The following is a 25,895-nucleotide window of genomic DNA, read 5'->3' as shown; positions in this document are numbered from 1 at the left end:
AATTTAAAGAATTCTATGTTATTGTGAAAATAGCAGTTATATTTTTCAATCTTTATAAAGGAAAAAACTTATAGAGGTGATTATTTTTGGAAAATTACAAAGAAAAAAACAGATTTAGTATCAGAAAGTACGCAGTCGGAGCAATATCAATTATTACGGGTGTAGCAATTTTTATTGGGGGACATCAAGCACAAGCTGCTGAAGATACGCATCAAAACGTTGATAAGCCTACGCAAACTCAAGAATTAACGCAAAGTGTTCAAAAAGAAAATCAATCAACTAAAGCTTCGGAGTTTTCTACTGAAAAAACACAAGTACAATCTCCGAATCAACAGGCTCAAGTTACTACGAAACATAACGATGAACAGATGAAAGAAGCTTCAAATCAAAATCTTAATGAAGCGGACAATCCTAAACAAATCGATTCTAAAAAAGAAGAGCCAGCTACTCATCAAGACGCCGTTCCGTCTAAAAAAACTGACGATGCTACGCATCAAAAAGAGACATCTGCAAATCATCAATCCCAAGAACCACCTGAAAATGAATATTCAGTTCAAAAGAATGTAAGTGATAACACAGAATCAAATAAAAATAATCAAGATTCACAAACACAACAAGCAACGAATTCAGGTAAAAATACATATTCTAAAGAGCCTGAACAAAGTCAAGATACAACTCAACAAAAAGCAAAAGAACAAGAATCTCAAAATGATTCTAAGAAAAAAGAAAAACAAGTTGATAAAGGTGAAAAACAGCCATCACAAGATTTACAACAATCGAATAAAAATGACGAATCAAAAGTAGACAAGCCTAAAAAAGGTGAACAAACTCAAACGCAATCCTCAAATACGAACCACAATTCACTGAACCAAAATAAAGAGAAAGAAAAACATCAACAAACGATCCAATCAACAAACAGCAAAGAAGAAATTCCAAAACCATCTAAACAAACTACAAAAGCTAACAAAAAATCAGCTTCACCATCTTCACAATCATTACAATCAAAACAATCTAATAAACTTCCTAAAAAAGCTGCTCAAGCTCAATATAAAAATCAATATCCAGTCATATTCGTACATGGGTTTGTTGGTTTAGTTGGAGAAGATTCATTTGATTTATATCCAAATTATTGGGGCGGCAAAAAATATAATGTAAAAGAAAAATTGACAGAACAAGGCTATCGCGTTCATGAAGCCAATGTCGGCGCATTTAGTAGTAACTATGATCGTGCAGTAGAACTATATTACTATATTAAAGGCGGTCGCGTTGATTATGGCGCAGCTCATGCCGCTAAATATGGTCACAATCGTTATGGAAGAACTTACAAAGGTATTATTCCTGATTGGGAGCCCGGCAAGAAAGTTCATCTCGTTGGCCATAGTATGGGTGGACAGACGATTCGTTTGATGGAACACTTTTTAAGAAATGGGAATCAAGAAGAAATAGATTACCAACGTGAGCATGGAGGTACGGTATCTGATCTGTTCAAAGGTGGAAAAGATAATATGATATCTTCCATTACCACTCTTGGGACACCACATAATGGTACGCCTGCTGCAGATAAACTAGGCACACGCAAATTTGTCAAAAACACAATTAATCGCATAGGACGTATGGGTGGTAGTAAAGCACTCAATTTAAACCTAGGATTCGCTCAATGGGGCTTCAAACAAAAGCCTAATGAAACTTACGCGGAATATGCCAAACGTATTGCTAATAGTAAAGTTTGGGATACTGAAGACCAGGCGATTACTGATTTAACTAGTCCAGGAGCAGAAAAGTTAAATCAAATGACGACACTCAATCCTAATATTGTATATACGTCTTATACAGGTGCTGCGACACATACAGGGCCTCTCGGAAATGAAGTACCTAACATAAGACAATTCTTCTTATTCGATTTAACAAGTCGTGTAATTGGTAGTGATGAAAATAAAGATCGCAGAGTTAACGATGGTATTGTACCTGTGACATCTTCACTACATCCTACTAACCAAGCATTTAAAAAGGTAGGATTAATGAATCCAGCGACAGATAAGGGAATTTGGCAAGTGAGACCTGTACAATATAATTGGGACCATTTAGACTTCGTAGGATTAGATGATACTGATTATAAACGCGATGGAAAAGAACTAGGTGAGTTCTATCAAAGTTTGATTAATAATATGATGAGAGTCGAAGAAAAAGACGGCGTAGCTAAAAAATAAATATAGTCGCTATGTAAAAAATTTACCCTCATAGATAGAGGTCTAAATGACTTCTTCTATGAGGGTTTTCTAATTCAAACGCTACAATTATTTATTTTCTTTTTCTTCACGACGTTTCAAATAATACGCGCCACCTAATAACCCGATAGGTACACCTGCGATTGGCGTAATGATATTACTTAAAATAAATACAGCAGCAACTAATACTAGAATATTGAACCAGTTGATAGTTAAGTTTTTTAAATCCTCATATGATTGTTTGATTAAATCTTTAACTTTCATTATAAATACCATCCTTTTTAATAAATTTTTTGAAAAATCATTTTAAATTGAGCGCTTAATGACACGATTTGAGTGAATAAATGCTATAAGTGCAAAGATTAGATAAACGACTGCGTAAGCAATCATTACTATGAATATCGGCATCATTGTTACATTGCCCATAATCTTCATAAAGGCAAGTGATGCAAATAGTGCATGTAGTAAAGCAACTATTAAAGGCAATCCGAAGTTGAATAGAATTTTGAGTAATAAGCCTTTAGACATATCAGAATTTGTGAATCCGATGCGTCGAAGTATTTTAAAGTTATCAATTTCATCTTCAGTTTCATCCATTTGTTTAATGTAAATAATACATCCAGCAGCGATTAAGAATGCTAATCCTAAGAATGAAGTTACAAATATGAGAATACCATTCGATGCATCTATTATTTTTTTCAATTCATCTTTAGAAACAACATTTGGATCAACTTTTGATGCGATGTGTTCAGCTTTTTTCATATCGCTAGGATGTTTGATGTTAAATCCATAAACTCGCACAGTATTTTTATCTGTTTTTAATGAGTTGTATACTTTAGGGCTTACTTCCACCATAGGAGCAGCATATGAAAGTTCAGATGGGTAAACTTTGGAATCATCTTTATCAGTTACTTTCACAGTTTCTTTAGACTTACCTTTAACTGTGATTTGTTTATTCATGTTAAATTTCATTATTCCGAGAGCGGTTTTTGTATTTGTTAATCGAGCGTCATTACCTTTAAGATGTTTATTAACAATCATTGACGTATTCTCTGAAATACTCTCAGAATCATTTTGGAAAGTCATTACTTCGTCTTTTACTGTTTTAGGATTAATAGACTCATAAGTAATTTTATTATGCTTAATATTATTTTTATCTAATTGCTGTTCAAATTTATGAGCTTGTTTACCTTTTGAAAAGTCAAAATCTTGTGGTGTTGATGATTCAATATTATAATCCGAATTTGCTTTCGTAATAGCCGTAAAACAAAGAATCGTCACTGTAATTGCTGAAATAATTGCGATAACTGTTAATGACATCGCATTTTTCTTCATTCTGTGCATGATAGATGAGGTGCAGACCACATCCGTAATAGAAACACGTCCATTTTTAGCACGTTTAATTGATTTAAATATGAGTGAAACAGAACTTCTAAAGAATAAGTATGCACCGACAATAGTTAGGAATAATATGATGAATGGTGACATCATTGCCATGGTTAAAGGGTTAAATACACCGAACATCTCAGTCGCCATATAGTATCCGAAAGCTATCATTAGAATTCCTAACACGCCACCAATGATTTCGAGTACGGTGATGCGCGCTTTAGTCGCTTCTGTCTGAGAACTATCCTTCATCATTGTTAAGATGCTTCTTCTTTTGAGGAAAAGGAAATTCTGAATAAGTATTAATACAAAAGCGATGACTAACATCACGATTGTGACAAGTAATGCCTGTGGTTCGAAACCAATTGAAAGGTGAACCTTTAACTTCATCAATTTAGAAGCGATGGCAAGCAAGAGTTGTGAACCAAAAACTCCAATAATTACGCCAAGAATACCTGTTACTACAAATATGGCAAATTGTTCAATGCTTAACATTCTTAGAATATTGCCTCTTGTTAATCCGATAAGTTGAAAAAGTGCAAACTCTTTCGTACGTCTCTTAATAAATAAGTGATTGGCATACATTAAGAAAATGATAATGATGATGAATAGAATAGTTGAGCCAACACTTGAACCTTTTTGAATTATTTTGAGAGAATTTGAATTATTGATACTGTGTGAATACTTTAAAGTTGTGAAACTAAAGTAAAGTACGATACTTAATAATAAAGAAAATAGGAACATGCCATAATGTTTAATATTTTGTCTTAAGTTTTTGAGTGTGATTTGATTAAACGTCATGAGTGACACCACCTAATGCCGATTGCAGTTTGATGATTTCTTGATAGAAGTCTTGTTTAGAATCTTCTCCTTGGTAAATTTCAGAGTGAATATCACCATCTTTCAACATAATGACTCTTTCAGCAAAACTTGCTGCTGAAGGATCGTGAGTGACCATGATAATGGTTGAATTAAACTGCTTATTCATATCTTCTAAACGATTAAGTAAATCTTGTGCGCTTTTAGAATCTAGGGCCCCTGTAGGCTCATCGGCAAAGATGATTGTCGGTTTATGAACGAATGCACGTGCTGCTGCCGTACGTTGTTGTTGACCGCCAGAAATTTCGCTAGGATATTTATTTCCCAGGTCATAAATGCCAAGTGCTCCTGTGACTTCTTTGTAATTTTGCTCCATTTCATATTTTTGAACTTTCTGAACTGAAAGTGGAAGCATGATATTTTCCTTAACGGTCAGAGTTGGCAACACACTGTAATCTTGGAAAATGAATCCGAGTTGTTTTTTACGAAAATTCGCAAGTTGTTTATTACTGAGTTTATTAATTTCATTGCCGTCAACTTCTACAGTACCCCCGGAAATAGTATCGATTGAACTGAGTACGTTGAGTAAGGTCGTCTTACCTGAACCAGAAGGTCCCATGATAGCGACGAATTCTCCTTTTTCTACCGAGAAACTGATATCTTTAAGTGCTTGATACTTTTGTTTATCACCATAGACCTTAGATAGATTGTTAACTTTTAAAATTGACATCTTTTTCACTCCTCAAGTTGTTTATACTTAAATTGTAGAATCTTAGCGTCATCACTGCCTTTATCTAACCTTACAAAATCGCTGTCTAAACTTACATGTATGTAAGATTAGTAAGATTTTGCAAAATAAAAACCACAATCCATTAAAAAGATTGTGGAAAATTTAATTTAAATTTTTATTCGCATTTTTTGGGATATCATTTGTCTTAACTTCCGAATAATTCAAAACTTGTCCTTGTTTCATTGTAAGTTTGAGATAATGATTGGTTTTTAACTTCTTAGTAGCCGTATAAGTAATTTTCTTACCATCACCTTGTTCATCATAGCCTACTGTCTTGTAAGTGTAATTGTAGAAATCTTTATCTAATTTTTCTTTATTTACAGGTTGATTCGTTTTAACAAAATACGCTTCTTTAGGAATCATTGGATTATATTTATTCAAGTCTTGTACTACGGAATCGTTTGGATGATGTTCCCCGTAAATTTTCCCTACTAACATGAGGGCGCCAATAACAAGAATAAAAACGCCCAGTGTTATTAATAGTTTCTTTAACATATGTGTAATCACTCTCCATTTATTTTTCTAATTTACTCATCGCTTTCTTAGGGATATTGTCTTTTTTAACTTCTTCATAACTTTTCACTGTGTCTAATTTTTCTTTAATTTTTAAATAGTGATTTGGTTTGAGTTTTTTCATTCCCATATATGTGATTTTTTTACTATTACCATTATCATCATAGCCAGTTGTTTTATAGATGTGGCTTTCATCTTCATAATCCTTAGGGTTATGTTTCATTGGTTTAGTCGTTTTCACATAATATTCTTTTGTGGGTTCGAATGGGTTAGCCATATTTAAACTTTTAATATCTTTATTATTTGGGTGATGATCACCATAAACTTTTAATCCGAAAAGTAATCCTATTATTAATAAAATAATGACTATTATAGTGGTTAATGAAATTTTTAAAGCTTTCATGAATCTTTCACTCCTTTAATTTGTTTACAATTTAATTGTAGGAGCTTTGTTGGTAAGTTGCCTTTATCTAATCTTACAAATTGGCTTTTCAAACTTACACGGTTGAAAGTTTTGAAAAATAAGACGCCCGGAATACTTAATAAGAAAATTTTTATTGTACATAAAGTTTGTTATGCTACAAGTAACATATATTATTGTAGGGGGTTCACGATGTCGTTTTTAATTGTTTTAATCGTTGGGACTATATTGGGAATCTATTTTTATAAACGTGAAGAACCAATGCACGTTAGCAGTTGGATTAAAGGTATTTTAGTTATTGTAGCAGTACTATTGATAGTGGATTTTATAAATCATTTTGATCAAATTAAAGATGGTTTTCTAAATGGATCAAAAGATATAGACAAGAATAGTCCATTTGAATAAGAGAGGTTAGAGTATGAAAATTGCATGGATTTTATGGTGGATTGCCACGATTTTCTGGGGAGTCGTCGCGATAGGCCTACTCGTATTTACATTAATGAATGGATTGAACAGTGGAATAGAATGGTATAAATTCACTTTTGTCATGATAGGGATATTTTTAGTGCCAATCATCTGCCAAGTAGTGTGGTTAATTATCAATCTCATTGTGAGTAAAAATTTTAAGGAAAGTCAATATAATTAAATTTCTAGTGTTGAGAATCATTGAAAGATGAAATCTCAACACTTTTTATATGAATTTTTAAAAGTGATTTGTATTACATAATTAATTTATGAGATGATGAAGTTAATCAACATTATAAAGCATTAAGTTTATTTAAATCTTAATAGAATTTTAAAAAATGATTGTTATAATTCATATGAAACTTTGAATCATTGGTAAAGGAGTATGTTTATGAAAAGGTTAATACTATTAGTAAGTGTATTAGGTTTATCTTTTATTTTAACAGCGTGTGGGGGTTCTGGAGAGCAAAAAGAGCCGTCGAAAGAAAGTCAGAAATCTGATAAATATGAATACGAATATTATGAAGTATTGAATGATGGTAAAGAAGAAACTCCTAATGTCGAGATTAAATATAAAGATAAAAATGGAAATTCACATTTAGAAAGAACGGATTTAAAACATGTTTATGAACACATTCTAAGTGATGGTAATAAAAAGCCATACATTGTTAAAGATGGAAGCAAGGTACACGTTTATCGTCCGCCATATATGATGTACGGAGATGATGATGTTGAAGGTAAAGCAGTTTCAAAAGATGAAGTATCTAAATAGGAAAAGGTGAGTAGATGAAACGTAAAATATTTAAATTTATAAGTTTAATGATTGTTATCACTACAGCCTCACTCGGTATGTTATCGACGGAATTAGATGCTGCAACATCAGGAGGGTCTAGTGGCTCTAGCTCAAGTAGTTCAAGCAGTAGTTCATCGAGTGCGTCTTCGTCGGCTTCAAGAGGCTCAACATCATCAAGTTCATCAATGAGTCGTTCAAGTGCAGCGAATGCATCTCGGACTGCTCAACAATCGAGTCAACGTGCAGCGCAACAGGCAGCTAGATCAAGTAGTATGAAATCTAGTGCAAATGCTTCAAAGTATAGACAGAGTACTCAAAATATGAGATCACAGTCTCGTTCATTGATGGCTCCAAGACGTCCGTATAGTTCTGGCGCGCCTTATACATCACAATATATGGCGACTTCTTACTATAACAATTGGTTATATTTCTATATCATTGCATCTTCATCTCATGATCAACAGGCGAAGAAAGATAGTGTGAGATACCAAATGAATATGTTAAAACAGCAGATGAAATCAAATGAAAAGTTATATACTGTGACTGTTCAAACTAAAAAGGGTAAACGTGTCATTGTGGTACCTAAAAAGCAATACGATAAAATTAAGACAGGTAAGAATGTAAAAATTAAAAATGGTATAGTACAATAATGAGCATTAAAGGAGAATTAAATCTTTGATGAAAGCATTTATTGATAAAGAGAAGAAGAGTGGATACTTGGGTATCTTATTTACACTCGTATTTGGTTTCGTATTCAGTACAATGTTCACACCATTTATCGGCATCCCTGCAGCTTTATTGGCTGGTTATATCATTCACAATGTTGAAGATGATGAAGAAGAATAATTTAAAGAATCAAGGAGTCTAAATCATGAAAAAAGAGATATTAGAATGGATTATTGCTATCGCTGTTGCGCTCATCATTGTAGGTTTAGTACAGAAATTCCTGTTTACTTCCTATACCGTCTCAGGGGAGTCTATGCATCCTACTTTTGAAGATAGAGATAAAGTTATGGTGAGCCGAATTTCTAAAACATTAGACCATATTAATTCAGGTGATGTAGTCATTTTCCATGCGACAAAGAAAGATGACTATATTAAACGTTTAATCGGTAAACCCGGAGATACAGTTGAGTATAAGAAAGACCAATTGTATTTAAATAATAAGAAGGTTTCAGAACCTTATTTAAATTACAATAAGAAACATAAAGTCGGTGAATATTTAACTGAGAACTTTAAATCGAAGAATCTTAAAGGCGCCAATGGACATATGAAAATTCCTAAAGATAAGTATTTAGTCTTAGGTGATAACCGACAAAACAGTATTGATAGCCGTCGAGATGTGGGCTTAATCGATAAAGATCAACTTGTTGGTAAAGTATTATTTAGATATTGGCCGTTGAATCAATGGAAAGGTGGATTTAATCCAGGTACTTTCCCTAATTAATATAAATATGCCTCTTAGCAATGTAGACTACCCTCAACTCAGGGAGGTCTTGCTAAGAGGCTTTTTTAAATGGTTATCCTCTATTCGTCTTCTACATTCTTACCAACAGCTTCCCATCTTAAAGCGGTCGTGATAATTAAACCAACGAGCGGTACGATAGCTAGAATTAACATAGTATTTGTTAAACCTACAGCTGCAAGTATGATTGGGAATACGAAAGTCCCGATAATACTACCCGTACGACTCACAGATTCTACGAAACCGGTAGCTTGCGAACGTAAATATGTAGGAAATGATAAAGCAGCAATCGTCTTACCTTGTGTACCCGGACCACCAGAGTGCCCGAATAAGAATAGAGCGATGAAGAACGTGTTAATAATCATTGGTAAGCTGTGATAGAACACGCCTGTCATGACCATTGCAATCAAGACGAGACTGAAACCAATCATGGTTAAGCGACGTGTGCCCACTTTGTAAGTGAGTTGCGATCCTACGTAAGCTCCGATGATACCCGCTATGTTGACAATGGCTGTTCCTAGTAGGACGCCTAATTTATCTTTACTTATAATGTAAGTTGCAATAATTGGTATGTATAATCCCACGCCATAGTATTGCATCCCTTGCAATGTTGAAATTGAAGTTGCTAAGACAATTCTTTTTAAATATTTAGGCTTAAATAGTTCAGTTATTGATGGTTTTGAAGATTTATTTTCGGAAAATGAAGTTCCGTTACCCTCTAACTTAAGATTTACATCATAATTATTTCTTACATATTCAGTAGCTTCTTCTAATGAATGATGATTAATGATCCATGTTGGACTCTCTTTCAAATATTTGATACGTAAAATGTAAAGCACGAGAGCAATGAATGCACCAAAGCCTACTGCAAATCTCCATAAATGTTCGCCTGTACCCATAACGAAGAATGCAATAACCACAAGTGCAGATACGACAATTGCTACGTACCAAACAACTTGCCAGTAGTTGACGTTACGGCCTTTCTGCCATTTATTACTGATTTCTGCGATAAAAGTGAAGGCAACAGGACTGTCCATACCGATAGCGAAGCCCATAATGAAGCGGCATGTAAGTAAAATAAAGAGATTTGGAGCAAGTGATGCACCTAAAGAAGTAATCACGAGAATAAGTAAAGATACGGATAAAATACGTTTACGACCAAATTTATGTGCGAGGGAGCCACCGAGAATTGCACCAAAAAGTGCCCCGATAGGTAAAGAGGTCATGACAACTGAAAGCATTGTTGGAGACAAATGAAATTGTTTCGTGAGTTGATCGGTCATAGTTCCTAGAATTGTGATGTCATAAGCATCTAAAAAGATCGTTCCCAATATCATGAAAAGTAGAATTTTAGATGTGTGTTTCTGATCTGCATGATCAATAATTCTAAATAAATCATTTTTAGATTTTACGATTTCCATATTATCATTCCCTTACATTTTTTGTCTTTTTAAGCGTAATTGAGTGTCATTAAGTTAAAATTAACCTAAGTTTAAAATTTTATTAACATTACTCACATAATCAATTAAAATTTGTGGATAACTTTATGGATAGATATTGCATAACCCACATTTATCAACGTTTAAAGGTAAATTAGGAGTTATCCACATAATATGATAAGGTGTTGATAATTTCCAGAATTGTGCGAAAAATACATCAAATGTCTATTCAAAACTAAGAAATGAAGAATGGATCCAGGGCGTATGCTTAGATAGTTATGTTTATGATTTATTCAAGAAAGAGTATCTACAATTAAAAAGAGAGGGTCATTAAAAAAAGACAGGATTTGTACATCCTGTCTTTTTAGTAATTTAGAATTGAATGAGGAATCATTTTATTTAGTTATTGTTTGAACGAAATTTTCATATTTATTGAAATTAAAGTTCTTTCTTATTAAAGATACTTATAGATAATTTATAGGTCAAAGCAAAAGTTGCTAATCCTAAAATGCCAAAGACAACGAACACAAGTAAACTTCTTGTATTACTTAACATTTCTACCATTGAATTATCATAATGTGTGGCTATAATAACTGCAAGGATATAGAAAATGAAGTATATGATAATCATAAAGAAGACAGTTACCATGATGATTGTGTTGGAATTTTCAGGACCAAATTTGAATGTTAATGGGAACATGGCGGAATAAATACCAGTACAACCAAGAGAAACAAGTGCGGAAATCAACGCCATATTGAAACTATGGGTAATGATTAATACAATCGGAAAACTAACCACCAATGCAATGATTATGACAATACAAAAAAGAAAATAGTAGCTCTTAACATAATCAGATCGTTTTATAGGTAGTGTAGAAACGTAATTCATCCATTTAGAATCTTTTTCTCGTTTAAAGTTATCTGCAATTGAAGAGATTAATAATGCAATTAAAATAAAACCGCTCATAGGTGGGCTTGCAAAAGTCATTACTACTGTAGCAATGATTCCAATAATTAAATAAGTAATTAATGGTTTTTTTGTTTCATAGAGAGTACTTAATACTAAACCTTTCATTATTTGTCACCTCGCATAATAATTTTAGTAGCATCATCAATATTGTTGATTTGTTTGGCCCCAGGCACTTCTTGATAATTGTTTACTAAGCTTATTCTGTTATGATTGCGTTCTCTTGATGCGACCAGATATTCATTACAAATATTAAATGATTCCACTGGTTGCTCTACAATTCCATAATTTTTAAGTAATTCTTCTTTGTTTTCTTTTAAAATGATTTCCCCGTCTCTCATAAATACTAATTTATTAGCGAGTTGTTCAATATCTTCTGAAATATGTGATGAAACTAATATTCCATTACCTTCATTTGTATAATCTTCAAGAATTTCAATTACTTGTTCTCGACCTGAAACATCCATTCCAGCAGTTGCTTCATCAAGAATAAGCAATTTAGAATCATGAGCCATCGCTATTGATAAAGCCGTTTTCATTCTCATGCCTCGTGAAAAGGTATTAACTTTATTCTGTGTTGGTAATTCAAATTCTTTAATTAGTGAAAAGAATTCCTCGCTATTCCAAGTGCGATATATATTTGCAAATACTTTATCTACAGATGTGAGCGTTAATTTATTAGGTACTCTTAAATCATCAAAGACGACGCCAATGTGCTCTTTATATGTATTATCTTCTTCGTCGACTTCTTCGTCGAAAAAGCTGATTTTACCGTTATCTTTATGTCTATTTCCTACAATTGTATTAATGAGTGTAGACTTACCTGAACCGTTCTTACCAATTAAACCGACAACTTCCCCAGGCTTAATTGAGAAAGAAATGTTTGAAAGATGAAACTCTGACTGATTATAAGACTTATTTAGATGATTAATTTCTAAAAGCTTTTCCATTCATATTTCCCCCTTATTAAATGACAATTTAACTGTGTTTATAGAAACGAATAAGTTTAGAAAAATAAGTATAAATATTATAGATAAATAGAATAATTAAGATAAATACACCAATTGTTTGATTTTCGTTAGTGGCTAAAGAAAAGAAACCTAATATAATAATTCCAGTCATGAGTAAATAGATATTTATACAAAAGACTTTGTACATAGACTGGAGTATGATATGTTTTTCACCTTCATCATATAGGTTTAATACTTTTTCAGTATAGTTTTTTTCTCCCAATTTTGGATAACGTGGGTCAAATTTTTGTACGAAGAACCCAATCATTAGTGAGGGTATGATTGTAAACAAATAAGGTATTAGGGCATATAAAAGAACTTTATCATTACCGTTACCTAAAACGATGAGGAACAAGCTGATAAAACTTATGATAAGTTCAACATAATAAATAATATGTGCTTTATTAAAGTTAAGGTTCGCACTTTTTTCATAATAATCTACTAAATCATCTTCAATATCTTCAGTAACTTTCTTTTTATATTTGAGTGCATTGTTCTGAATAATATATAAATATAAAGTCAAAATAATATTAATGATGGTTGCTAATCCGACAATAATTAGGACTGTCTTTACATTTGAAAAATGAGTGAGTCTCAAAAGATTATTTGTATTGATTACTCCAATTGACATTCCTATAAAGCCGCCTATTACTCCTCCTATTAGTATTAGTAATAAGTATCTTCCTACTTTCATAAGTCTCCCTCCTCAATAATAAAAATATTTTCTACTGGTTCGTTAAAAATTTTGGCTATTTTTATAGCGGTTAAAATAGATGGAGTGAAATCATTACGCTCAATTAATGAGACAGTTTGTCTGGAAATGCCTGCTTTTTTAGCAAGTTGTGTCTGGTTATATCCATCTCTTGCACGTAATTCTTTAAGTCGATTTCGCAATTCTATCAACTCCTTACACACATAACATATATTACTTTTGTCATTTTGACAAGTATATTAGTCAAAATGACGTAAATTAATGTCAAAAATATTCAGATAAGCTTAATCAAACGTAGAGTATCTTATCTAGAAAGTGGAATGATAAAAGATTAAAACGCTGGTTATAGAAGTGTTCTTAAATTAAATTAACCGATGAATCATTTGTAATTTGAGGCTATCTCATTATTTAGATAAATTGAAACAAATGTATTTTGGAAATGTATATATTTTGTTAATATATCTATTGTTATGAAATCCGGGAGGTGCAAGTGGTGAGTTTTTATAACTTCATGAAAAACTATGAAGGTGAGAAGAGTCATTTTGGTGACTTATTTGAAGGTATGAAAGATATCGATTTTCCTAAAGATGTCTCTAGTCCTAGAGATATTATTGATAGATTTCAACATTGGCTTGAAGAACCGAGCTTACATGATACGATTCATCAAGCTATTGAGTCATATGAGCAACAGTAACAATTTTAATCGTAATTTATATTTATCATACGGGCTAACATTCCATCATTAGAACGCTAATGTAAGGGAAAAAGCGTCAACATTAATATAAAAGACTTTCAGGGAGTGTTGATCATGAACAATCTACACAATATTAGAGTGAAAAATAACTTAGAAATTAAAGAGCTTGTAGAAGACATAAATAAAAAATTTGGTACTCAATATGAAGTGCATCATATTTGGGAATGGGAAAATGGTGAAAATGAACCCAAAATGGAAGATGCACTTGTGTTAGGTAAATATTTCGATGTTCCACACCAAGAATTTCTAGATAGCGAAATGAAAAAGTTAAAAGATTCATTTGATGATGTATCCATCAATAAATAATTAAACAAATATAAAGGAAAGTAAGTATCCCTCTCAATTCATAATAAGAATCAAAAAAATTATTTCTCACCTTTGTATTCATAACATCGTAAAGGAAACCGAGACGAAGTAGTTATATCAGTGATTAACAATGCGGTCAGTCTACCCGGCCTATTTAAACTGAACTATTTCATCTTGGTTTCCTCTTTTTATATCATTTTCAATCAATTAAATATCAATGTCCTCATTCACTCGATTTCAAATCTCACCGTCAAAGGGTCAGTCTAAATGTGAATCATCACATGATTAGGTATAGATTAAACACAATTATTTGTCGATACATGTGTTGTCTCTGGAAAAATTAATTATAATTTTGTACTATTGTCAGTAATGAGTGGGCACGTGCTAAGTATGATAAACATGCTTATACGACGTTCTCAAAGACGGTTAATGATATATAACTTTTTAATACAGAAAGATGTTACCGTTTCATTTATAATGGGAAGTTTCATGTTAACGACATGTGGTTCGACCCCCATTTTCATAAGGATAAAAAAGAAAATAAGGAGATGAATAGATATGACACGAGTAGTTCTAGCAGAAGCATACCGCACACCTATAGGCGTATTTGGAGGTGCCTTTAAAGATATCCCTGCATATGACTTGGGCGCAACAGTAATTAAACACATCGTAAAAAGTAGTGGCATCGACCCAAAAGAAGTCAATGAGGTTATTCTAGGCAATGTCTTACAAGCAGGACAAGGTCAAAATCCTGCACGCATTGCTTCCATTAAAGGCGGATTATCTGAGGCCACGCCATCATTCACAGTCAATAAAGTCTGTGGTTCTGGAATGAAGGCTATTCAACTTGCCTATCAATCTATCGTAGCTGGCGATAATGAGATTGTGATTGCGGGTGGTATGGAAAGTATGTCTCAATCTCCAATGCTATTAAAAAATAGTCGATTTGGATTTAAAATGGGCAATCAAGCGTTAGAAGACAGCATGGTAAGTGATGGATTAACAGATAAATTTAACGAGTATCATATGGGAATTACGGCAGAGAATTTAGTTGAAAAATATGGTATCACTCGAGAAGAGCAAGATCAGTTTGCTGCGCACTCTCAACAAAAGGCTGAACACGCACAAGAAACAGGTGGATTCGATGCGGAGATTGTGCCAGTAGAAGTGCCTCAACGTAAAGGAGAGCCAGTGGTTGTGTCACAAGATGAAGGGATTCGTCCAGGTACGACAGCTGACAAGTTAAGTCATTTACGTCCTGCATTTAAGAAAGATGGATCCGTTACAGCTGGAAATGCATCAGGTATTAATGATGGTGCTGCAGCAATGTTAGTTATGACTGAAGAGAAGGCGAAAGCACTTGGTGTGAAGCCGATTGCGGTGTTAGAGAGTTTCGGAACAAGTGGTGTAGATCCATCCATTATGGGAATTGGCCCTGTTGAAGCGGTACGTCAAGCATTGAAACGTTCAGGTAAAACGGCGTCTGATATCGACGTGTTTGAACTTAATGAAGCCTTTGCTTCTCAATCATTGGCGGTCGACCGAGAATTACAATTGCCACAAGATAAGGTGAATGTTAAAGGTGGCGCAATCGCATTAGGTCATCCTATTGGTGCATCTGGTGCTCGTATATTAGTTACTTTATTACATCAACTGAATGAGACGACTCAAAATGGTCTCGCTTCATTATGTATCGGTGGCGGTCAAGGTATTGCTACTCTCGTATCTCATTATGACGCGAAATAATAAAACAAGCTGTAAGTGTATGTCATCGCGACATCGCTTACAGCTTATTTATTTTATTTATGAAATTAGGAAGGTTTAATAATGCGATGACGTAATGAATGGCTCTTCCATTAACGATCGCTACAGGCAAAAGACTTTGTTCACCCTTTTAAATGCATTTTAATACATTCATTTCTTTGGAAAGCCGGCTCAAAGCTTACCAAAGTTGTGGGGGACATGCGTCACGTTGATGTACTCGATAATTGAAAAATTTGAGTTACTTGCTTAAATGATTGCTCATTTATGGTTTGATTGCGAATGCTCTGACAGGAAACCCTGGGGCATCTTTAGGTTTTGGACTAATCGCATAGATAATTGCGCCACGCGTAGGTAATTGATCTAAGTTTGTTAATAATTCTAACTGGAAAGTATCTTTGCCTAGAATGTAACGTTCACCTACAATATCTCCATTTTTAGCGGTGTCCACAGAAGCATCGGTATCAAACGTTTCATGACCGATGGATTTTACGCCACGTTCTTCGATAAGAAATTTCAAAGCATCTAGACCCCAACCAGGTAAGTGTTGATTGCCATTGGCGTCTTTATTTTCAAATTGGTCAATATCTGGCCAGCGTTTAGACCAGTCTGTGCGTAGAGCTACGAATGTACCAGGTTCAATTTGACCATTGTGACTCTCCCATTCTTCAAGGTGCTGTCTAGTTACGATGAAATCGGCATTCTCTGAAGCCTCTTTAGAGTAATCTAGGACGATGAGTGGTAAGACCAATTCTTTCAAGTCTAACTCTTCTAAGTATCTTCGATTTTCCACAAAATGAATCGGCGCGTCGATATGCGTACCATATTGTGTAACGATACTCCATCGTTGAACGTAGAAACCATGTTCTTTGACATTAAAGAGTGTCGATACTTCACCTTTTTCAAATTCACTAAATCGAGGAATTTCAGGGTCGAAAGTATGTGTTAAGTCGACCCATTGTGCCTCTTTAAGTTGATTCAGTTGGTCCCATAAAGGATAGTTTGTCATAAGCATCACCTCTAAATGATATTATGCTGTTGTTGCGCCATTTTCCTGACGTTTCTTCTTCACTGCGTTAACTAAGACAGTTAAGGCATCTTTTACTTCGTCTTCTTTACGCGTTTTAAGACCACAGTCTGGATTGACCCAGAATAGTGAGCGATCAATTTGTTGTAAAGAACGATTGATTGCTGTAGTAATCTCTGCTTCAGTTGGAATACGTGGACTATGAATATCATAAACGCCTAATCCAATACCTAAATCGTAATTGATGTCTTCAAAGTCTTTAATTAAATCACCGTGACTACGTGATGTTTCGATTGAAATAACATCTGCATCTAAGTCATGGATAGCATGAATGATTTGTCCAAATTGAGAATAGCACATATGTGTATGAATTTGTGTTTCATCATGTACGGATGACGTTGCTAACTTAAATGAGTTAACCGCGTCTTTCAGGTATTGTTCGTGGTATTCAGAACGTAACGGTAATCCTTCACGTAATGCGGGCTCATCTACTTGAATGACTTTAATACCTGCTTCTTCAAGCGCTAACACTTCTTCATCGATTGCTAATGCGATTTGGTCTTGAACGACCTTACGTGGAACGTCTACACGTTCGAATGACCAGTTTAGGATTGTGACTGGACCAGTGAGCATCCCTTTTACAGGTTTGTCAGTTAAGCTTTGTGCGTAAACCGTTTCTTTCACTGTTAATGGTGCTGTCCATTTTACGTCGCCGTATATCACTGGTGGTTTAACGGCACGTGAACCGTATGATTGTACCCAACCAAACTTAGTTACTAAGAAGCCTTGAAGCTTTTCGCCGAAGAATTCAACCATGTCATTACGTTCAAATTCTCCATGTACGAGTACGTCTAAACCGATGTCTTCTTGTATTTTAATCCAACGGGCAATTTCATTTTGTAAGAAGTCTTGATATTCAGCATCTGTAATACGATGATTCTTCCAATCTGCACGGTATTTACGTACTTCACGTGTTTGAGGGAATGAACCTATTGTTGTTGTTGGTAAATCTGGTAAATTTAAGCGCTCATATTGTTTTTGTTTACGTACTGAGAATGGTGACTTACGACTTGTAGGAACGCTATCGAAGTCGTATTCAAGATTTTTAAATGATTGGCTTTGGAAACGTTCGTAACGCGCTTTAAGTTCGTCATATTTAGCGCTATCACCATTATTGAATAAACGGCGTAAGGCATCTAATTCATCTAACTTTTCAGTAGCAAAACTTAATCCTTCTGCAATAGATTCGTCTAATGTTTCATCATCTAAAGAGACTGGCACGTGTAATAAAGATGATGATGGTTGAATGACTAATTGGTTTGTATGTTGTTGTAGCGTTTCGATTAATTGCTTTTTAGATTCAATGTCTGCAGCCCACACATTACGACCATCAATAATGCCTGCATAAAGTGTCTTGCTTGAATCGAAGTCTCCAGCTTTAATTTGTTTTAAGTTATAACCATTATCATGAACAAAGTCTAAACCTAAGCCGCCAACTGGCAATGTGCTTAAGAATTTTAAATGTACACGTTCAAAGTATGTTTGGATGACTAACTTTTCACCTAAACCAGCTTGAGCGAAGTAATCATAAGCTTCTTTAGTGATATTCTCATAGCTTTCACTATCATCAGTGACTAAGATAGGTTCATCGATTTGAATGTATTCGGCACCAGCATGAATCAGTGATTCTAGTACTTCTTTATAAAGTGGAAGCAAAGTTTGAACTTTCTCTTCAAATGATTGGTGGCCACCTTTAGAAAGTTTGACGAAAGTAATTGGGCCAACGATAACTGGATGGGCATTGACATTGATAGATTGGGCGTATTTAAAGCGTTCGAGTAATGTGTTTTTCTCTACTTTAGGCTCTACATTATCCCATTCAGGCACGATATAGTGATAGTTAGTGTTAAACCATTTGATGAGTGCACTCGCTACATGTTCTTTATTACCGCGGGCGATATCGAACAATAAATCATCATTCACTTCACGACCTTGGAAACGTTCTGGAATAATATTAAATAATAAAGATGTATCAAGAATGTGGTCATATAATGAGAAATCTCCTACAGGGATACTGTCTAAATTGTAATTCTTTTGAAGTAAGAGGTTCTCTTTGTGTAAATCAGTCAGTGTTTGATCTAATTCAGCCTTATCGATTTTGTGAGCCCAGTAGCTTTCAATCGCTTTTTTCCATTCTCTTTTTCTACCTAATCTTGGGAATCCTAAGTTTGAAGTTTTAATTGTTGTCATAATATTGCCTCCTTGTTAGCAGTAATAGATTTAGAATATGCTGCGAGTTCTAATGAATAATCTACCTTTTGAAAAGGTGTGATAATGTACAAACCGTTAAAGTATTCATGTACTGTATCGATGAGTTCTTTAGAGAGTCTTAAACTTAATTCTTTCGTTTTTTCCTTATCATCTTTAACAGCTTTAAATTGGTTAAGTACATCTTCTGACATTTTTATGCCTGGCACTTCGTTATGTAGAAAAAGTGCATTGTTATAACTGGCTATAGGCATAATGCCAATGAAGAACGGTGTATTTAGATGTTTCGTTTCTTCATAAACTTGTTTTATTTTTTCTTTGCTATAAACGGGTTGAGTAATGAAATAGCTCATACCGCTTGCAACTTTCTTCTCAAGTCGTTTAACGGCACCGTCAAGTTTTCGTACGTTTGGATCAAACGCACCAGCGATGTTGAAGTTGGTATGTTTCTTCAGCGCATCACCATCCGTGTTAATACCTTGGTTAAATCTCAGTGCAAGTTCTGTTAGACCTTTCGAATTCACGTCATACACGTTGGTTGCACCTGGTAAATGTCCCACTTTAGAAGGATCACCAGTAATGGCTAGAATTTCATTAACCCCGATGAGTGAGAGACCTAAGAGGTGAGATTGAAGCCCTATAAGGTTTCTATCACGACATGTGACATGAACGAGTGGTTCAATATCATAACGTTGTTTGATTAGACTTGCTGCTGCGATATTACTGACTCGAACTGTTGCAAGGGAATTATCAGCCAACGTAACCGCGTCAATACCTGCTTCATCTAATTTTCCGACGTTGTCGAAGAAAGTATCTGTGTCTAAATGTTTCGGCGTATCTAGTTCGACAATTACAGTTGGTCCATTTTTAACTTTGGTAGTAAGGTTTTGTTTCATCACGCTCGTTGGTTTACGATTTGATTTCTTCGTAATGGGAATCACTTTTTTATCTTTTACAGGTGTTAAACCTTGAACGGCTGATTTAATATAGCGGATGTGCTCAGGTGTCGTACCGCAACAGCCACCGATAAGTCTCACGCCTTCGTTGATAAGTTCTTGTGCAACATCGCCGAAATATTGCGCATTGTCACTATATTTAAATTCACTATTTTCAATGTCTAGTAGACTTGCATTTGGATAACATGATAAATATGCCTGTTCAGGTAGTTCTATATGTGAAAATGAACGCTGCATATGGTGTGGACCATGGTGACAGTTAAGACCAACCACGTCAGCACCACACTCAACGAGTTGTTTAAGTGCCTCATTAATTTCAGTGCCATCGACTAAATAATTGGTGTTAGAAGCGGTCAATTGCGCAATGATAGGAATGTCATATTTTCTGCGTGTTGCGACTACAATATTTTTCAATTCGTCTAAGTCGTAATAAGTTTCAAACAATAGAGCGTCTACGCCTTCATTGATTAAGGTATCGATTTGAAGTTCTGTATGATATTGAATCGTTGATAAACTTATTTCTTCTTGTCTCACACCTCTAAAGCCACCTACAGTGCCAAGAATAAATGTGTCCTCATTGGCAGCGCGTTTAGCAATTTGTACAGCTGCTTTATGAATTTCTCTGACACGATGTTCTAAGCCAAAGTTTTTAAGCTTTTCGAAATTAGCACCGTATGTGTTGGTTTGGATCACGTCCGCGCCACCCTCGATATATGAGCGATGGATGTGTTCTACCTTGTCTGGATGAGTAAGGTTGTACGCTTCAGGGCAAGTGTCGAGCCCTTCTGAGTAAAGTATTGTGCCGATAGCTCCATCAGCTACCAAAACGTTGTTCTGTAAATGTTTCAGAAATTGACTCATTGAAAGCCTCCTTTAAAGCGTAGTTAAAATCTGCGATGATTTCTTCAGGATCTTCAAGTCCCACACTTAAGCGGAATAAACCGAAAGTAATTCCTCTTTCTTGTCTTACAGCTTCTGGCACAGCTGCATGTGACATTGTTGCTGGGTGAGAAAGAATGGTTTCAACACCACCAAGACTGACCGATACAAGTGGTAATGTGAGTGATTCTACAAATGCTTGTGCTTTAGATTCATCTTTCAATCTAAATCCGATAACAGCTCCACCTGTGGAAGCTTGTCTTAAATGGATCGGGTTATTTCCTGGGTAATAAACTTCTGCGATTTCTTCACGCTGACTTAAGAATTCAACTAAGCGTTCAGCATTTGACACAGATTGTTTAAATCTTACCGGTAATGTTTTAAGATGTTTCGCCAGAGCCCAACTATCATGTGCAGAGAGTGCTGTGCCAGTACCGTTTTGTAATAAATAAAGTGCTTCTGCAATATCTTTACGATTTGTGATTGCTGCACCTGCAATGAGATCACTATGACCACCTAAGAATTTAGTTGCGCTATGAACCACGATATCTGCCCCTAAGGCTAATGGTGATTGACCAAGAGGTGTCATAAATGTATTATCCACTGCTAAGCGTAGGTTATTTTGTTTAGCGATTCTTGCTACTGCTCGTATATCTGTAATTTTGAAAAGTGGATTCGATGGTGTTTCTACATAAATAAGTTTAGTATTCGTTTGAATGGCATTTTCAATTTCAAGATTATTTGTAGCGTTTACCGTCGTAAATTCGATATTAAAACGATTTAAAATTTGTTCAGTGAGTCGAAATGTACCGCCGTATACGTCATCAGGAAGGATAACGTGATCGCCTGACTGAAGCGTCAGTAATACTGCAGTAATTGCTGCTATTCCAGATGCATATGCAAAAGCATAGTTCCCGTCTTCTAGACGTGCGAGTTTTTCTTCTAAAAGAGTGCGATTTGGATTTCCACTCCTTGCGTAATCATATTGAGTATCGCCACCTAGTACTTTTTGGTGAAAGGTTGACGAATCATATAATGGTGGATTAGCTGAGTGATATTCTTGTCCTCTGCGTGAATCAAAAATGACTTCTGTTTCTATAGATAAACTCATGAAATCACTCCTACTTTAGAATTTTCTAATGCTTGAATAATATCTATTTCGATATCGTTATAATCTTCAATACCTACAGAAAGACGAATAAGATGTTCGTCGATGCCTCGTTTATCCTTTTCTGCATCAGGCATGTCTACATGTGTTTGTGTGTAAGGGAAGGTAATGAACGTTTCTGTTCCACCTAGACTTTCTGCGAATATGCAGACGTTTATATTTTCCAGAAATTTAGCAACGCTATAGGCTTTATTCAGTCTTAAACTTAGCATTCCAGTGCGACCACTATAGAGTACTTCGTCAATGGATTCAGTGTGACGACATCTTTCAGCGAGTCGTTGCGCATTTTCTTGAGAACGATCTATACGAAGGTGTAGGGTCTTTAGTCCTCTTTGAAGCAGGTAACTATCTAGAGGAGACAGTGTTGCGCCTATCATGTTATGAAATTGACCAAGTTGTTCTGCTAAATGTTCATCTTTTACTGTGACGACGCCGGCTAGTACATCGTTATGTCCACCAATGTATTTCGTTGCCGAGTGGAGCACGATATCTGCGCCTTCTTCAAGTGGCGTTGAAAGATATGGCGTTAAAAAAGTATTGTCTATGATTGTTAATAATTTATGTTTCTTACTTAGTACGTAATAAGGCTCAACGTCGATTTCTATCATTTGTGGATTTGAAATGGGTTCAATGAATAATGCTTTTGTTTGTGGTGTGAGATTTTTTTCAACATCTTCATAATCTAAGAAATCTACATATTTAAATTTCACACCGTATTGTTGTTCGTAGAAATCGAAGAGTCGGAATGTACCTCCATATAAATCAAATGCTACGAGAACTTCATCACCAGGTTTGAAGATGTTACATACAAGTTGAATTGCTGCCATACCACTAGAAGTGGCGAAAGAGGCGATGCCCTTTTCAAGTTTTGCAAATGCTTCTTCAAATGCAGTGCGTGTAGGATTCTTTGTACGTGTGTAATCGTATCCTGTTGACTGACCTAGATGAGGATGTTGGTATGCGGTAGATAAATAAATTGGATTGGCAATAGCGCCAGTATGGTCGTGTGTTAGAGCGATTTGAGCTAATTCAGTATCCTTCATTACTAGACCCTCCTAATATAAAAAAATAAAAAAAGCTTCCGTCCTTTAAACCCGAGTAAATCGGATGTAAAGGACGAAAGCTTCGGTTTCGCGGTACCACCTTTGTTTGTCACTTTATTGCTAAAGTGACCTCTATCAGTACGCCATCATGTAGGAAATGGTTACATGTTTGGAAGTGCCAATACATTCACAATCTTAATCGCTACGTTAAATCATTGAGTTAAATAAAAACTCATTTAGTCTTTTGAAAGATTAAATGAGTATTAACGATTAGTTGTGACGGTAGTAATTCCAGTACGCCATTCAACATCAATGTTAATACTGTATCGCTGTAACGGGCGAACCCGTTGATACCTCATATTGGTATCAACACTCCAAGGCCATTTTCAAACTTTCTTTCAATGCCTTCTCTCAGCTTATGAAGACTCTCTGTATTAGCAGTGTAAGTTCTACTTTCCTTTTTACAGTGTGTAAAATGTTTCGTTTTGTAATTGTTAATACATAGATTACATACTGGAAAATGATTTGTCAACAACTTTTCTGAAAATTTAGATTAAATAGTTAATTTAGGGAGTAGTAGGAAGGTTTAGGAATGAACGTTGAAGTTTGTTAAAAAGTTTCGGAAGGATGTGGAAAAATCTTAAAACGCTTGTACAATGAGATTGAAATTTTTAAAATAGTAAGTGATGTGTTGAAATAGGAAGTTGGACAGAAAATAGTTGAGCAAAATTAATTTCTTTGTCCCGAACCCAACTTGCATTGTTTGCAGAATTTCTAAAAAATTTTTGTTGGGGATTCGCTAGTAAGGTTGGTTAGGATTAAGAGGAACTTGATATCAGTGCACTTTCAATTCAGATATCTACTGCCAATATGTTAAACATTTATAGAAAGATGTGAAAATATGACACAGGAAGAAGATCAACGTTTGCAACTTGAAAGTAACGAACACGTGCAAAATATAGCTATTGATTTAATTAAACCGAATCCTTATCAACCACGAAAGACATTCGATGAGGAGAAATTGCAAGATTTGGCGAAATCAATTGAGCAACACGGTATTCTTCAACCGATTGTATTAAGAAAAACAATCCAAGGGTTCTATATTGTGGTGGGTGAACGAAGATTCCGAGCATCTCAAATCGCTGGACTAAGAGAGATCCCTGCAATAGTTAAAGAACTATCAGATGAAGATATGATGGAACTAGCTATTATTGAGAATTTACAACGGGAAGATTTAAATGCGATTGAAGAAGCTGAAAGTTATAAAAAGTTGATGTCGGATTTAAACATTACACAACAACAGGTTGCACAACGATTAGGTAAGTCTCGACCATATATTGCCAATATGCTAAGATTGCTTCATTTACCTTCAGAAATTATGACAATGGTTAGAGAAGGAGAATTATCTGGGGCACACGGCCGTACCCTCTTATCATTAAAAGACGCTTCGAAGATGAAGAAGATAGGGAAGCAAGCCATCCGGGAGTCTTGGAGTGTAAGACAACTCGAGCAATATGTAAATACCTATTTACAGAATGATACGGTTCAACCAGAATCGAAGCAAAGTAAGAATAAGAAACCTAAATTTATTCAACAACAAGAAAGACAACTCAAAGAACGATATGGTTCTAGAGTTGATATTTCTACATCTAAGCATGTTGGTAAAATCACTTTTGAGTTTAAATCAGAAGAAGAATTTAAAAGACTGATTCAACAACTTAATGAAAAGTAATTGATTTCATGTGGTTTTTTAAAACTGAAGACTGATTCAATTGAAAGAGCTTTAAGCTATAGTGTATAAGTTACGAAAATTTTAAAAAAGGAGGTAACGAAATAATGAACCAAATAAAGCATATTTTATCTTCTTTATTTGAACCTTTAACCAAAATTGAGACATATGAGAATCTTGTCTCAAAAATTATAATGATTTTGATTTATATCATTGTTGCACTCATCGTTATTGCGATTTTAAATAAAGTGATTGAACAAGCTTTTAAAATACAAAATAAAAGTAAAAAAGGAAGTAAAAAACGTTCAAAAACGCTCATATCACTTGTACAAAACGTAGTAAAATATATTGTATGGTTTATCGTACTTACAACCATTTTAAGTAAATTTGGTATTAGTGTTGAAGGTGTTATCGCCAGTGCTGGTGTCGTTGGTGTAGCAGTAGGTTTCGGTGCGCAAACAATTGTTAAAGATATCATTACTGGTTTCTTTATTATCTTTGAGAATCAGTTTGATGTGGGTGACTATGTTAAAATCAATAGCGGCGGAACAACTGTAGCAGAAGGTACAGTTAAATCTATTGGGTTAAGATCAACACGTATTAATACGATTTCTGGTGAGTTAACTATTTTGCCAAATGGCAGTATGGGTGAAATCACCAATTTCTCTATTACAAACGGCACTTCAATTGTGCAACTTCCAGTCTCAGTTGATGAGAATTTGGATCAAGTTGAGAAGAAATTAAATAAATTATTCACGTCATTACGCAGTAAATACTATTTATTTGTTAGCGACCCAGTTGTCGATGGTATTGATGCAATTGAGAACAATAAAGCAATCATTCGTGTTTCTGCAGAGACGATTCCAGGAGAAGGTGCTTCAGGTGCCCGTATTATTAGAAAAGAAGCGCAAAGAATGTTTGTCCAAGAGGGCATACGTATGCCTCAACCGCTATTTACACAATACGATGAGGCTCAAAGTAAAGACTAGTTATCATTGGA

General features: G+C 34.8%; 27 protein-coding genes and 1 other annotated feature. Of the genes, 12 read left to right on the top strand and 15 right to left on the bottom strand.

The annotated features are described in order from the left end of the window. Window positions 1-86 precede the first annotated feature (86 nt). Window positions 87-2,207: a YSIRK-targeted triacylglycerol lipase gene (lip, locus tag CD155_RS10465; protein ID WP_103213282.1), complete on the top strand. Its 2,121-nt coding sequence runs from the start codon at window positions 87-89 to the stop codon at window positions 2,205-2,207. A gap of 87 nt (window positions 2,208-2,294) precedes the next feature. Here lip and CD155_RS10460 read toward each other — a convergent pair whose 3' ends face one another. The 5 genes from CD155_RS10460 to CD155_RS10440 form a co-directional block, all read right to left on the bottom strand. Next, entirely contained in the window at window positions 2,295-2,489 is a 195-nt protein-coding gene (locus tag CD155_RS10460) for a VraH family peptide resistance protein (protein WP_044466572.1), read from the bottom strand. A 42-nt stretch (window positions 2,490-2,531) separates the two neighbouring features. Then, the gene (locus CD155_RS10455; RefSeq protein ID WP_103213281.1) at window positions 2,532-4,412 is read right to left on the bottom strand and encodes an FtsX-like permease family protein; all 1,881 of its coding nucleotides are present in this window, start codon (window positions 4,410-4,412) and stop codon (window positions 2,532-2,534) included. Next, window positions 4,402-5,160, bottom strand: a complete 759-nt coding sequence (locus CD155_RS10450) for an ABC transporter ATP-binding protein (RefSeq protein ID WP_070830623.1) — start codon at window positions 5,158-5,160, stop codon at window positions 4,402-4,404. The genes CD155_RS10455 and CD155_RS10450 overlap by 11 nt, the downstream gene beginning before the upstream one ends. Before the next feature lie 162 nt (window positions 5,161-5,322). Further along, on the bottom strand, window positions 5,323-5,715 hold the full coding sequence (locus CD155_RS10445) for a YxeA family protein (RefSeq protein WP_070830625.1): 393 nt from the start codon (window positions 5,713-5,715) through the stop codon (window positions 5,323-5,325). A gap of 19 nt (window positions 5,716-5,734) precedes the next feature. Continuing rightward, entirely contained in the window at window positions 5,735-6,136 is a 402-nt protein-coding gene (locus CD155_RS10440) for a YxeA family protein (RefSeq protein WP_070830628.1), read from the bottom strand. Between the two features lie 210 nt (window positions 6,137-6,346). Here CD155_RS10440 and CD155_RS10435 point away from each other — a divergent pair, with 210 nt between their 5' ends. The 6 genes from CD155_RS10435 (at window position 6,347) to lepB (ending at window position 8,859) form a co-directional block, all read left to right on the top strand. Further along, entirely contained in the window at window positions 6,347-6,559 is a 213-nt protein-coding gene (locus CD155_RS10435) for a hypothetical protein (RefSeq protein ID WP_037541784.1), read from the top strand. Between the two features lie 13 nt (window positions 6,560-6,572). Beyond that, window positions 6,573-6,800 carry a hypothetical protein gene (locus tag CD155_RS10430; RefSeq protein WP_002445099.1) on the top strand — a complete coding sequence of 76 codons (228 nt, stop codon included), beginning with the start codon at window positions 6,573-6,575 and terminating at the stop codon, window positions 6,798-6,800. 210 nt (window positions 6,801-7,010) lie between these two features. After that, complete coding sequence (locus CD155_RS10425) at window positions 7,011-7,391, top strand: LptM family lipoprotein (protein WP_037541785.1); 381 nt, start codon at window positions 7,011-7,013, stop codon at window positions 7,389-7,391. Between the two features lie 14 nt (window positions 7,392-7,405). Further along, window positions 7,406-8,062 carry a hypothetical protein gene (locus CD155_RS10420; protein WP_070830630.1) on the top strand — a complete coding sequence of 219 codons (657 nt, stop codon included), beginning with the start codon at window positions 7,406-7,408 and terminating at the stop codon, window positions 8,060-8,062. Window positions 8,063-8,090: 28 nt separating this feature from the next. Further along, window positions 8,091-8,258, top strand: a complete 168-nt coding sequence (locus CD155_RS12835) for a VraH family peptide resistance protein (RefSeq protein ID WP_241159089.1) — start codon at window positions 8,091-8,093, stop codon at window positions 8,256-8,258. A 25-nt stretch (window positions 8,259-8,283) separates the two neighbouring features. Further along, the gene (lepB, locus tag CD155_RS10415) at window positions 8,284-8,859 is read left to right on the top strand and encodes a signal peptidase I (protein ID WP_103213280.1); all 576 of its coding nucleotides are present in this window, start codon (window positions 8,284-8,286) and stop codon (window positions 8,857-8,859) included. An 80-nt stretch (window positions 8,860-8,939) separates the two neighbouring features. Here lepB and CD155_RS10410 read toward each other — a convergent pair whose 3' ends face one another. The 5 genes from CD155_RS10410 to CD155_RS10390 form a co-directional block, all read right to left on the bottom strand. After that, on the bottom strand, window positions 8,940-10,298 hold the full coding sequence (locus CD155_RS10410; RefSeq protein WP_103213279.1) for an MFS transporter: 1,359 nt from the start codon (window positions 10,296-10,298) through the stop codon (window positions 8,940-8,942). 456 nt (window positions 10,299-10,754) lie between these two features. After that, complete coding sequence (locus CD155_RS10405) at window positions 10,755-11,390, bottom strand: ABC-2 transporter permease (RefSeq protein WP_103213278.1); 636 nt, start codon at window positions 11,388-11,390, stop codon at window positions 10,755-10,757. Continuing rightward, the gene (locus CD155_RS10400; RefSeq protein ID WP_103213277.1) at window positions 11,390-12,232 is read right to left on the bottom strand and encodes an ABC transporter ATP-binding protein; all 843 of its coding nucleotides are present in this window, start codon (window positions 12,230-12,232) and stop codon (window positions 11,390-11,392) included. Before CD155_RS10400 ends, CD155_RS10405 begins: the two co-directional genes overlap by 1 nt. Before the next feature lie 28 nt (window positions 12,233-12,260). Further along, window positions 12,261-12,986 carry a DUF3169 family protein gene (locus CD155_RS10395; protein ID WP_103213276.1) on the bottom strand — a complete coding sequence of 242 codons (726 nt, stop codon included), beginning with the start codon at window positions 12,984-12,986 and terminating at the stop codon, window positions 12,261-12,263. Next, window positions 12,983-13,186: a helix-turn-helix transcriptional regulator gene (locus CD155_RS10390; protein WP_002445112.1), complete on the bottom strand. Its 204-nt coding sequence runs from the start codon at window positions 13,184-13,186 to the stop codon at window positions 12,983-12,985. The genes CD155_RS10395 and CD155_RS10390 overlap by 4 nt, the downstream gene beginning before the upstream one ends. 311 nt (window positions 13,187-13,497) lie before the next feature. On the opposite strand from CD155_RS10390, the gene CD155_RS10385 reads away from it, so the two are divergent. The 3 genes from CD155_RS10385 to CD155_RS10375 all read left to right on the top strand — a co-directional run bounded on the left by CD155_RS10385 (window position 13,498) and on the right by CD155_RS10375 (window position 15,810). After that, window positions 13,498-13,698, top strand: coding sequence for a YozE family protein (locus CD155_RS10385; RefSeq protein ID WP_037541787.1), 201 nt, complete (start codon window positions 13,498-13,500; stop codon window positions 13,696-13,698). A 114-nt stretch (window positions 13,699-13,812) separates the two neighbouring features. After that, entirely contained in the window at window positions 13,813-14,064 is a 252-nt protein-coding gene (locus CD155_RS10380) for a helix-turn-helix domain-containing protein (protein ID WP_002445118.1), read from the top strand. 558 nt (window positions 14,065-14,622) lie between these two features. Then, window positions 14,623-15,810 (top strand): acetyl-CoA C-acetyltransferase, encoded by a 1,188-nt coding sequence (locus CD155_RS10375; protein ID WP_103213275.1) that lies wholly within the window; start codon window positions 14,623-14,625, stop codon window positions 15,808-15,810. Between the two features lie 280 nt (window positions 15,811-16,090). On the opposite strand, the gene CD155_RS10370 is transcribed toward CD155_RS10375, so the two are convergent. Genes CD155_RS10370 through CD155_RS10350 form a run of 5 tightly spaced genes read right to left on the bottom strand, consistent with a single transcriptional unit; the run spans window position 16,091 to window position 23,166 of the window. After that, window positions 16,091-16,834, bottom strand: coding sequence for a cyclase family protein (locus CD155_RS10370; protein ID WP_103213274.1), 744 nt, complete (start codon window positions 16,832-16,834; stop codon window positions 16,091-16,093). Window positions 16,835-16,855: 21 nt separating this feature from the next. Then, complete coding sequence (gene metE, locus CD155_RS10365; RefSeq protein WP_103213273.1) at window positions 16,856-19,102, bottom strand: 5-methyltetrahydropteroyltriglutamate--homocysteine S-methyltransferase; 2,247 nt, start codon at window positions 19,100-19,102, stop codon at window positions 16,856-16,858. Beyond that, the gene (locus tag CD155_RS10360; RefSeq protein ID WP_103213272.1) at window positions 19,099-20,937 is read right to left on the bottom strand and encodes a bifunctional homocysteine S-methyltransferase/methylenetetrahydrofolate reductase; all 1,839 of its coding nucleotides are present in this window, start codon (window positions 20,935-20,937) and stop codon (window positions 19,099-19,101) included. Before CD155_RS10360 ends, metE begins: the two co-directional genes overlap by 4 nt. Further along, entirely contained in the window at window positions 20,891-22,066 is a 1,176-nt protein-coding gene (metC, locus tag CD155_RS10355; protein ID WP_002445127.1) for a cystathionine beta-lyase MetC, read from the bottom strand. Before metC ends, CD155_RS10360 begins: the two co-directional genes overlap by 47 nt. Continuing rightward, window positions 22,063-23,166, bottom strand: a complete 1,104-nt coding sequence (locus CD155_RS10350) for a PLP-dependent transferase (RefSeq protein WP_002445129.1) — start codon at window positions 23,164-23,166, stop codon at window positions 22,063-22,065. Before CD155_RS10350 ends, metC begins: the two co-directional genes overlap by 4 nt. 66 nt (window positions 23,167-23,232) lie before the next feature. After that, window positions 23,233-23,640: a binding site (T-box leader), on the bottom strand. Between the two features lie 427 nt (window positions 23,641-24,067). Between CD155_RS10350 and CD155_RS10340 the strand changes: the two genes are divergently transcribed. Continuing rightward, window positions 24,068-24,898 (top strand): ParB/RepB/Spo0J family partition protein, encoded by an 831-nt coding sequence (locus CD155_RS10340; protein WP_002445131.1) that lies wholly within the window; start codon window positions 24,068-24,070, stop codon window positions 24,896-24,898. A gap of 104 nt (window positions 24,899-25,002) precedes the next feature. Beyond that, on the top strand, window positions 25,003-25,884 hold the full coding sequence (locus CD155_RS10335; protein ID WP_002445133.1) for a mechanosensitive ion channel family protein: 882 nt from the start codon (window positions 25,003-25,005) through the stop codon (window positions 25,882-25,884). The last annotated feature ends 11 nt before the right edge of the window (window positions 25,885-25,895 follow it).

Origin of the sequence: Staphylococcus caprae, assembly GCF_002902725.1 — a bacterium.
Lineage (GTDB): Bacteria > Bacillota > Bacilli > Staphylococcales > Staphylococcaceae > Staphylococcus > Staphylococcus caprae.
Note: the sequence above shows the minus strand (reverse complement) of the source record. Positions and strands in the feature narration are given on the sequence as shown.